The organism is Aeromonas sp. HMWF017 (assembly GCF_003061465.1).
Lineage (GTDB): Bacteria > Pseudomonadota > Gammaproteobacteria > Enterobacterales > Aeromonadaceae > Aeromonas > Aeromonas veronii.
Genome location: NZ_QAJD01000083.1, coordinates 1 through 9,548 on the forward strand (window position 1 = coordinate 1; position 9,548 = coordinate 9,548).

The 9,548-nt window shown below is 61.3% G+C and carries 9 protein-coding genes; all 9 read right to left on the reverse strand.

Annotated features, from left to right (window positions below; translation table 11 throughout):
* Nucleotides 1-1,270, reverse strand: a 1,270-nt coding sequence (hutU, locus tag DBR30_RS07740; protein WP_108588282.1) for a urocanate hydratase, incomplete at its 3' end; no start/stop codon positions are given.
* 53 nt (nt 1,271-1,323) lie between these two features.
* Nucleotides 1,324-2,268: a formimidoylglutamase gene (gene hutG, locus DBR30_RS07745; RefSeq protein WP_108539838.1), complete on the reverse strand. Its 945-nt coding sequence runs from the start codon at nt 2,266-2,268 to the stop codon at nt 1,324-1,326.
* The gene (gene hutI, locus DBR30_RS07750) at nt 2,261-3,496 is read right to left on the reverse strand and encodes an imidazolonepropionase (protein WP_108539836.1); all 1,236 of its coding nucleotides are present in this window, start codon (nt 3,494-3,496) and stop codon (nt 2,261-2,263) included. The genes hutG and hutI overlap by 8 nt, the downstream gene beginning before the upstream one ends.
* A 155-nt stretch (nt 3,497-3,651) precedes the next feature.
* Nucleotides 3,652-4,356, reverse strand: coding sequence for a histidine utilization repressor (gene hutC, locus DBR30_RS07755; RefSeq protein ID WP_042032267.1), 705 nt, complete (start codon nt 4,354-4,356; stop codon nt 3,652-3,654).
* 11 nt (nt 4,357-4,367) lie between these two features.
* Nucleotides 4,368-5,027, reverse strand: a complete 660-nt coding sequence (gene can, locus DBR30_RS07760) for a carbonate dehydratase (protein WP_005339998.1) — start codon at nt 5,025-5,027, stop codon at nt 4,368-4,370.
* A gap of 125 nt (nt 5,028-5,152) precedes the next feature.
* Nucleotides 5,153-6,007 carry an RNA polymerase sigma factor RpoH gene (gene rpoH / locus DBR30_RS07765; protein WP_005339997.1) on the reverse strand — a complete coding sequence of 285 codons (855 nt, stop codon included), beginning with the start codon at nt 6,005-6,007 and terminating at the stop codon, nt 5,153-5,155.
* Nucleotides 6,008-6,458: 451 nt separating this feature from the next.
* Nucleotides 6,459-7,412 carry a permease-like cell division protein FtsX gene (gene ftsX / locus DBR30_RS07770; protein WP_108539833.1) on the reverse strand — a complete coding sequence of 318 codons (954 nt, stop codon included), beginning with the start codon at nt 7,410-7,412 and terminating at the stop codon, nt 6,459-6,461.
* Entirely contained in the window at nt 7,412-8,080 is a 669-nt protein-coding gene (gene ftsE / locus DBR30_RS07775; RefSeq protein WP_005339995.1) for a cell division ATP-binding protein FtsE, read from the reverse strand. Before ftsE ends, ftsX begins: the two co-directional genes overlap by 1 nt.
* Nucleotides 8,081-8,169: 89 nt before the next feature.
* A partial coding sequence (gene ftsY, locus DBR30_RS07780) for a signal recognition particle-docking protein FtsY (RefSeq protein WP_258224339.1) occupies nt 8,170-9,548 on the reverse strand: 1,379 nt, incomplete at its 5' end.

Consider the following 9,548-nt stretch of genomic DNA (forward strand, 5'->3'; position numbering starts at 1 on the left):
GTACCCGATCCTTGACCCCGACCCAGCAGATCCGCGCCGGCAGCCCCTGAAACGCGATCCGCTCGCGGGCCATGTCGAGCCAGTTATGCAGGTGAGGATCGTCGGGGATCAGCTCTTTCACCTTCTGATCTGTCTTGTAGATATCTTCCGGATCGCCAGAGAGGGCCACCCAGCGGAACGGGCCAATCCCCTCGCAGAACAGCGGGCGAATATAGGCGGGGACGAAGCCGGGGAAGTCGAAGGCGTTCGCAACCCCCTCCTCCAGCGCCATCTGGCGGATGTTGTTGCCGTAATCCAGAGTCGCCGCGCCGCGCTCTTGCAGGGTCAGCATCGCCTCCACCTGACGGGCCATGGAGCGACGAGCGGCCAGATTAACCTCCTGCGGGGCACTCTGCTGCAGCTCGCGCCATTTGGCAACGCTCCAGCCCTGCGGCAGGTAGCCGTGCACCGGGTCGTGGGCGGAGGTCTGGTCGGTCACCACATCCGGTGTGATGCCCCGGACCACCAGCTCGGCGAAGACGTCGGCGGCGTTGCCGACCAGGCCGATGGAGATGGCGGTGCCGCTCTGTTTGGCCTCTTCGACCATGGCCAGCGCCTCATCCAGGCTGTGAGCCTTCTTGTCCACATAACGGGTGCGCAGACGAAAATCGATGCGGGTCTCGTCGCACTCCACCGCGATCATCGAGAAGCCAGCCATGGTGGCAGCCAGCGGCTGGGCACCACCCATGCCGCCGAGCCCGCCGGTGAGGATCCAGCGCCCCTTGGGTTCGCCGTTGAAGTGCTGATTGGCCACCGCGAAGAAGGTCTCGTAAGTGCCCTGCACGATCCCCTGAGTACCGATGTAGATCCAAGAGCCGGCGGTCATCTGGCCGTACATCATCAACCCCTTCTTATCGAGCTCGTTGAAGTGCTCCCAGTTGGCCCAGTGGGGCACCAGGTTGGAGTTGGCGATCAGCACCCGCGGCGCATCCTTGTGGGTCTGGAACACCCCGACCGGCTTGCCGGATTGCACCAGCAGGGTCTGATCCTCCTCCAGCCGGGTCAGCACCTCGACGATCTTGTCGAAGCAGGCCCAGTTGCGGGCAGCGCGACCGATGCCGCCATACACCACCAGCGACTGGGGATGCTCGGCCACCTCGGGATCCAGGTTGTTCATCAGCATCCGCAGCGGCGCCTCGGTGAGCCAGCTCTTGGCGGTCAGCTCGGTACCGCGCGGGGCACGGATCACGCGGTTCGGATCATGACGGGGATCCTGCTGTTGCACAGACATACACACTCCTTGTTGTATCAATAGGGTGCCTTCGGCGATATGCGGCCAAAGGGTTAACGGGTCAACAGATGAACCAGTCGAGCGACCACGCGGGCGCTGCGATTATCCTGATCCAGCGTCGGGTTGTACTCGGCCAGATCGGCGAGCCTCAGCTTGCCGCTGGCCCGGATATGGGCAATGAGCGGTTCGATCACCGCCAGCTCCACGCCGCGGGCGGCGGGGGCGCTCACTCCCGGCATCAGGTTGCCGGGCAGCACATCGAGATCGATGGTCAGATAGAGGTGATCACAGTGGGCGATAAAGGCGTCCAGCCCGCTTAGCAAGGCTGGCAGCCCGGTCTGGGTCATCGCCTCGTCCAGCACATGCCACACACCCAGCGCCTCGGCACGGGCAAACAGCGCTTGGGTATTGGCGGTCTCGGCCACCCCGAGGCAGGCGTAGTGAAACGGTGAGCCCTCGGCGGCGCACTGCTCGGCGATCTGGAAGAAGGGGGTGCCGGAGCTGGCCTGCTCCTGCTTCATGCGCAGGTCGAAGTGGGCATCGAGGTTGATAATGCCGACCCTGCCACTGCCGCCCAGATGACTGTTGAGGCCGCTCCAGCTGCCGAACGCCACCTCGTGGCCGCCCCCCAGCACCAGCGGGAAGTGGCCCAGATCGAGTGCAGCGGCGACCCGCTCGGCCAGACGGCCGTGGGCGGCATCGAGATCGCCGTCGGGGCAACTCACATCCCCACCATCGTAGACGGGGCGACTCAGATGCCAAGCGGTGTTGGCCAGCAGCTTGCGCACCGCTTGCGGCGCACCGGCGGCACCGACACGCCCCTTGTTACGGCGCACCCCTTCATCGCAGGCAAAACCAAGCAGCACTACACCAACTGCCTCTTGTGCCCCGGCGGCCCAGGGCTGCACTTTGTCGTGCCAGCGCAGGGCCAGTTCGCCATCTTCCGGATCCTCACGTCCCTTCCAAAGCGCCATGTCGATCGGGTTGAACTTATCCATGGAGGGTCTCCTCGCCGTTGAAAATGCGGCCTGCCAGCTGATCGACGCCGACCATGTAGCTCAACTCGGCCGGATGGGCGCAGTGCCAGATCAGGAAGTCGGCGGCCATCCCCACCCTGAGCTGGCCAAGGCGTTCCTGCTCGCCAAGCGCTTTGGCGGCGTGGCGGGTCACCCCGACCATCGCCTCCACCGGAGTCAGACCAAACAGGGTACAGGCCATGTTCATGGCCATCCGCAGCGAGACGATGGGGGCCGTGCCCGGGTTGATGTCGGAGGAAACCGCCATCGGCACCCCCGCCTTGCGCAGCGCGGCGACCGGCGGCAGCTTGGTCTCCTTGAGGAAGTAAAAGGCGGTGGGCAGCAGGGTGGCGACCACGCCGCGATGGGCAAGCGCCAGGATCCCTTCCGGATCCAGATACTCCAGATGATCCACCGAGAGTGCACCGAAGTTGGCGGCAAGCGTGCTGCCACCGAGGTTGGAGAGCTGATCCATATGCCCTTTCACCGGCAGGCCGTATTGATCCGCCGCCAGATAGACCTGCTCGGTCTGGGCCAGCGAGAAGCCGATATGCTCGCAGAAGGCATCCACCGCATCGGCCAGACCCGCCTCGGCGGCGGCTGGAATGATCTCTTGGCAGATGGTCTCGACCCAGCTGTCGGGATCGTCGCGATACTCCGGCGGCACCGCATGGGCCGCCAGCAGAGTGGTTGTGACCCGGATCGGCAACGCCTCTTCCAGTCGGCGGGCCACCCGCAGCATCTTGAGTTCGTCATCCAGCGTCAGGCCATAGCCGGACTTGATCTCCACCGTGGTGACCCCTTCGCGGATCAGGGATGTCACCCTCGGCAACGCCAGCTCGAACAGCAGCTCTTCGCTGGCGGCACGGGTCGCACGCACCGTGCTGATGATGCCACCGCCCCGACGGGCGATCTCCGCATAGGGCACCCCCTGCTGGCGCAGCTCGAACTCCTCGGCACGGCTACCGGCGAAGACCAGATGGGTGTGACAATCGATAAGGCCGGGGGTGGCCAGCTTGCCCCGCATATCCTGCCAGTGAGCGGGATACGACCCCTTCAATTCGGCCATCGGCACCAGCGCGTGGATCTTGCCATCCTTCACGCCGATGGCGTGGAGCGGCAGCAGGCCGTAGTCGGCCAGCTCATCATTCAGGGTAGCGGGCGTCACGTTGAGCCAGACCCGTTCGCAGTTCAACAGTTCCTTGTTCATAGCGACCTCAAATGTATATACATATTCTTATAGTCGATCTCTATGACGAAAGAAAGAGCGGCGTTCACATCCTGATAACAGCATCAAACTTAGAGTTTAAGCACAAAAAAACCCACCGAGAGGTGGGCTTGAGAACAATCTATTTGTATAGACAATCAGGAAAGCTGCGCCTTGGAGCTCAGCTTGTAGCGAGAACCGGGGGAGAGCAATCTGGCGTAGGAGACCAGATGTCCTTCCGACCAGGTGCGCCTGTGCAACAATAGGCAGGGTGTATCCACGCGAATTTGCAACAATCCCGCCTCACCGGCACTCGGCAACACAGCTTCCACCACGTGCTCCATCTCCGACAGGGGGCAAAGCTCCATCAGATAGCGGTTGGGAGTCTGCTTCGTGAAATCCTGCTCGCCGTAACCCGGTAGCCGCTCGGCATCGACAAAGCGCTCCTCCAGTTGCAGCGGTTCACCATCAGCCTGATGGACGATGAGACTGTGGAAAATCGGGGCGCCAACCCGCAGCCCCAGCTGTACCGCCACCTTCTCGTCGGCGGCCAGCCGCTGCAGCCGGATCACCCGGGCGCTGTATTCACTGCCCCGCTCGGCAATCTCGTCGGCAATGTTGCGAATGGCCAGCAGCGGCGATTCGGTACGCCGATCCGCCACGAAGCTGCCGGATCCGGCGGTACGCACCAGCCACCCCTCGGCCACCAGTTCGCGCAGCGCCCGGTTGACCGTCATCCGGCTCACGGTGAACTGCTCGCACAAGGCCGCTTCGGTCGGGATCCGATCCCCTGCCTGATAGTGGCGTTCGCGGATCCGATCCAGAATATGCTGCTTGATCTGCAGGTAGAGGGCTGGCGCCAACGGGGTGCTCCTTAGCGCCGACGGTGTGGCGGACGCATGTCCGGCCAGGCGCGGTAGACGTCGGGGATCTGATCCGGCCCGCTGATGCAGAGATCGAGATCGTGCAACAAGCCATCCTTGATCCCGTAGATCCAGCCATGCACCGCCAGCTCCTGCCCCTTGCGCCAGGCATTCTGGATGATGGTGGTGTGGCAGACGTTGGCGACCTGCTCGGCGACGTTCAGCTCGCACAGGTAGTCGAAGCGCTCATGCTCATCCTCGATGGCCTCGAGCTCTTCACCATATTTGAAGTAGACATCCTTGATGTTGCGCAGCCAGTTGTCGATGAGACCCAGCTCCTGATTCTGCATCGCGGCCTTGACGCCGCCGCAGCCATAGTGGCCGCAGACGATGATGTGCTTCACCTTGAGCACTTCCACCGCGTATTGCAGCACGGAGAGGCAGTTGAAATCGGTATGTACCACCAGATTGGCGACGTTGCGGTGGACGAAGACGTCCCCCGGCAGCAAGCCCATCAGCTGGTTGGCGGGTACCCGGCTGTCGGAACAACCGATCCAGAGGTATTCGGGGGCCTGCTGGGCAGAAAGAGTGGCAAAGAAGGCGGGATCTTCGGCCTTGATCCGTTCGGCCCACTCACGGTTGTTGGTAAACAGGTCGTTCAACAGTTTCACTTCTGCTCTCCCTAATGTGGCAGTGGCGGCAACATAACACACTCAAGGGTAACCAAAGCAAGGCCGACCAGATCCCTGCGAAACAAAAACAGGGCCATCAGGCCCTGTTTTTATGAGAGGAAGCATCAGGCTTCCATGGCATCTTTCAGCTTCTTGAGTGCGTTTTTCTCAAGCTGACGCACACGCTCGGCAGAGACGCCGTAGGTATCGGCCAGCTCCTGCAGAGTGGTCTTGCTGTCATCATCGAGCCAGCGGGCGCGGATGATGTGCTGGCTGCGCTCATCCAGAGTGGCGAGGGCCGAGCTCAGACGACGGGTCGCGTGATCGTCCCAGTTGTCGTTCTCGATGGTCGCGGCCAGATCGGAGGATTTGTCCTCCAGATAATGAACAGGAGCGAAACCGCCCTCTTCTTCATCATCACCCACCAGATCGAACGCCTGATCGTAGTTGGCCATCCGCGCTTCCATTTCGGTCACGTCAGCGGCAGAAACGCCGAGGTCGGCCGCAACGGCCTGAACCTCTTCGTGGTTCAGCCAGCCCAGACGCTTTTTGGATTTGCGCAGGTTGAAGAAGAGCTTGCGCTGGGCCTTGGTGGTCGCCACCTTGACCATGCGCCAGTTGCGCAGGACATATTCGTGGATTTCGGCCTTGATCCAGTGCACGGCAAAGGAGACCAGACGCACGCCGACCGTCGGGTCGAAGCGCTTGACCGCCTTCATCAGGCCGATGTTGCCTTCCTGAACCAGATCGGCCTGAGGCAGGCCGTAACCGGCATAACTCTTGGCGACATGAACGACAAAGCGCAGGTGCGACATAACCAGCTGACGAGCAGCCTCGAGATCGCCATCCTGCTGCAAACGCTCAGCCAGTTCACGCTCTTCCTCTGCGCTCAGCACAGGAATAGAGTTTACTGCCTGGATATAGCCTTCCAGACTACCTTGCGGAATCAGAGCCATAGTGCGCTGCAATGAAGTTCCCATCTGTTACCTCTTACTTTTCAATCGAATCAGTCTAACACCCTGAGAGGGTCTGTCTACTGACCGGATGCCATTCTGCGGCGTGTATCAAAGAACATGCCCAGTTTTAGACCGGCTTATCTTAAGCCTGCAGGATGAATCATGAATGAACAGTCAAAAAAAGGGGGTCACAATGAAGGACCCCCGAAAAGTAGCATGCTAAGTCCATTGTTGCGGAGCTCGCAACCTTCACATGCTTGCCAAGTCTGACGAGCAAGGCAGAGGGGCCACACCCGTATAAATGCTTCAGCTTTAATAGACTGCTTATAAATCAGAAGGTTCACTGGATCTAGCGAAGATCCGGAAGATCATTGTTATTCAGAATACTCTGACTATGGGGGCCAAGCCAGAAACGGCCCCTCTTTTACTTGATCCGCCTCTCAAAATCCAGCGATTTACTTTGATGACAAAATAATCAGGATGGTTCGATGTCGCGAATGTGGCGATGGACCGAGAACCAGGAGGCAATCAGCCCCAGCAGGGCGCCCAGCAAGATCAGATTGATCCCGTCTACCGCTCCCATGCCAACCAGCCGGAAGTTACTGTTATACAAGCCCGCCAGCTCCTTCACCACCCCTTCGCTCCAGATCACCATCACTTCGGTCAGCCACCAGGCCAGCATGCCGCCGATCACCCCGAACCAGATACCGGTATAGAGGAAAGGACGATGAATAAAGGAATCGGTCGCCCCCACCAGCTTGAGCACTTCAATCTCGGAACGCTGGTTGAGGATGTTGAGACGCAGGGTATTGCCGACGATCAGCAACACGGCGGAAAGCAGCAGCACCGCGATACCGGTAATGGTGTGGCGCAGCAGGTTCATGATCCCCTGCAACCGGGTCAACCACTGCAGATCCAGTTTGCCCTGTTCGACCCCCACCTCGTTGTTGAGCTTGCTGAGCAGCTCGGCGGCCCCTTCCGGGTTCTGCCAGCGTGGATCCGGAATGACGCTCAGCACCGGCGGCAGCGGGTTGCTGTCCAGATAATCGAGGGCATCGCCGAAGCCGGAGATCTCGCGAAACTCCCGCAACGCATCGTCACGACTCAGGTAGGTGACCGAATCCACCTCGGGATAGAGCAGGATCCTGTGCTGCAGATCGAGAATGCTCTGCTCCGGCAGATCCTTGCGCAGGTAAAGGGAGATCTGGGAACTGCTCTGCCAGCTCCCCTCCACCACCTCGGCGTTTTTCAGCAGCACATGGAAACAGGAGGGCAGTGCCAAGCTGACGCCGAGCACCGCCAGCGTCATCAGTGAGGCGAGCGGATTGCGCCACAGCTCCCCGAGACTGGCAAACGCCTGCCGCACATGGTCAACCCCGTACATAATCAGACGGCGCAGCGGCGGTTGTTTATGACGAACGATAGCCATCAGAGCTCCTCCCCGGCCGAATACATGCGGCCCGCCTTGAGGGTCAGGGTGCGATAGCGCATACGGGCGATCAGCCCCAGATCGTGGGTGGCAATCAGTACCGAGACCCCAAAATTGTTGAACTCCTGGAATAGCCGCATGATATCCATGGAGAGCTGGGGATCCAGGTTGCCAGTCGGTTCATCCGCCAGCAGCAGCGGCGGCTTGTTGACGATGGCGCGGGCGATGCCGACCCGCTGCTGCTCACCACCGGAGAGCATGCGCGGCTGGTAGCGCTCCTTGCCGAGCAACCCCACCTTGTCCAGCGCCGCCGCCACCCGCTTGTTGATATCGGCGTGGCTGTAGCCATCGATCACCAGCGGCAGCGCCACGTTGTCGAACACGGTGCGGTCCATCAGCAGGCGGTGATCCTGAAAGATCATCCCGATCTGGCGGCGAACATAGGGGATCTGGCTGCGCTGGATATGGCTGACATCATCACCATGAAAGAAGACGCGACCATCGGTCGGACGCTCCATCACGCTGATCAGTTTGAGGAGGGTACTCTTGCCCGCCCCCGAGTGCCCGGTCAGAAAAGCCATCTCCCCCTTGCGCAGGTGAAAGCTGACCTTTTGCAGCGCCTGATGGCCGCCGCTGTATACCTTGCTGACCTTGTCAAAACGAATCATAACGGTTCCCTGAAATTGACAAACCCCGACCGGAGTCGGGGTATGGAACACTTACTCATCACGGCTGAGCTGACTCATCGCGGCCGGACTTATTCATCGCGGCTGAAGAGCGCCTCGATGAAATCGTTGGCAACGAAGGGACGCAGATCGTCGATCCCCTCGCCCACCCCGATGTAGCGGATCGGGATCTGGAACTTGTCGGCCACCGCGAAGATGACGCCGCCCTTGGCCGTGCCATCCAGCTTGGTGAGGGTGATGCCGGTCAGGCCAACCGCCTCGCTGAACAGCTTGGCCTGGCTCAGGGCGTTCTGGCCGGTGCCTGCATCCAGAGTCAGCATGATCTCGTGGGGCGCCTCTTCATCCAGCTTCTTCATCACCCGCACGACCTTCTTGAGCTCTTCCATCAGGTTGCTCTTGTTCTGCAGGCGACCGGCGGTGTCGGCGATCAGCACGTCAGCCCCGCGGGAGCGGGCGGCCTCGATGGCGTCATAAATGACAGAAGCGGAATCGGCGCCGGTGTGCTGGGCAATCACCGGAATATTGTTGCGCTGACCCCAAACCTGCAGCTGTTCGACCGCTGCGGCACGGAAGGTGTCACCCGCCGCCAGCATCACGCTCTTGCCCTCGGCCTGGAACTGCTTGGCCAGCTTGCCGATGGTGGTGGTCTTGCCGACGCCGTTTACGCCGACCATCAGGATCACATAAGGCTTCTTGCTGGTGTCGATCACCAGCGGCTGTTCGACCTTGGCCAGCATCTCGCCCATGTCCTGCTTGAGCAGGCCGTAGAGCGCCTCGGCATCCTTGAGCTGCTTGCGATCCGCGTGCTGCACCAGCCCTTCGATGATGCGAGTGGTGGTATCCACACCGAGATCGGCGGTCAGCAGCTGGGTTTCCAGCTCTTCAAACAGCTCGTCGTCGATCTTCTTGCCACGAAACAGGCCGAAGAAACCGGAACCGATATTCTCCTTGGTGCGCACCAGACTGCGCTTGAGGCGAGCAAAGAAGCCCTCCCGCTGCGGTTTGTCCTGGGTGTCGTCGTCCACCTTGGCGGCCAACGGCAGAGCAGCCAGTGCAGCGGCCTCAGCCTCCATCGCGGCGACCAGGCGCATATCTTCCGCTCGCTGGGCCTCTTTGGCGATACGGGCTTCTTCCGCAGCCTGAGCTTCGGCGGCAATGCGAGCTTCTTCCGCGGCGCGAGCCTCGGCAGCGATATGGGCCTCTTCCGCAGCGCGAGCTTCGGCAGCAATACGAGCCTCTTCCGCGGCGCGAGCCTCGGCAGCAATGCGAGCCTCTTCCACAGCGCGAGCCTCGGCAGCAATACGAGCCTCCTCCGCGGCGCGAGCCTCGGCAGCAATACGAGCCTCTTCCGCGGTGCGAGCCTCGGCAGCAATACGAGCTTCTTCCGCGGCGCGAGCTTCGGCGGCGATGCGGGCCTCTTCTCCGGCGCGAGCCTCGGCGGCGATACGAG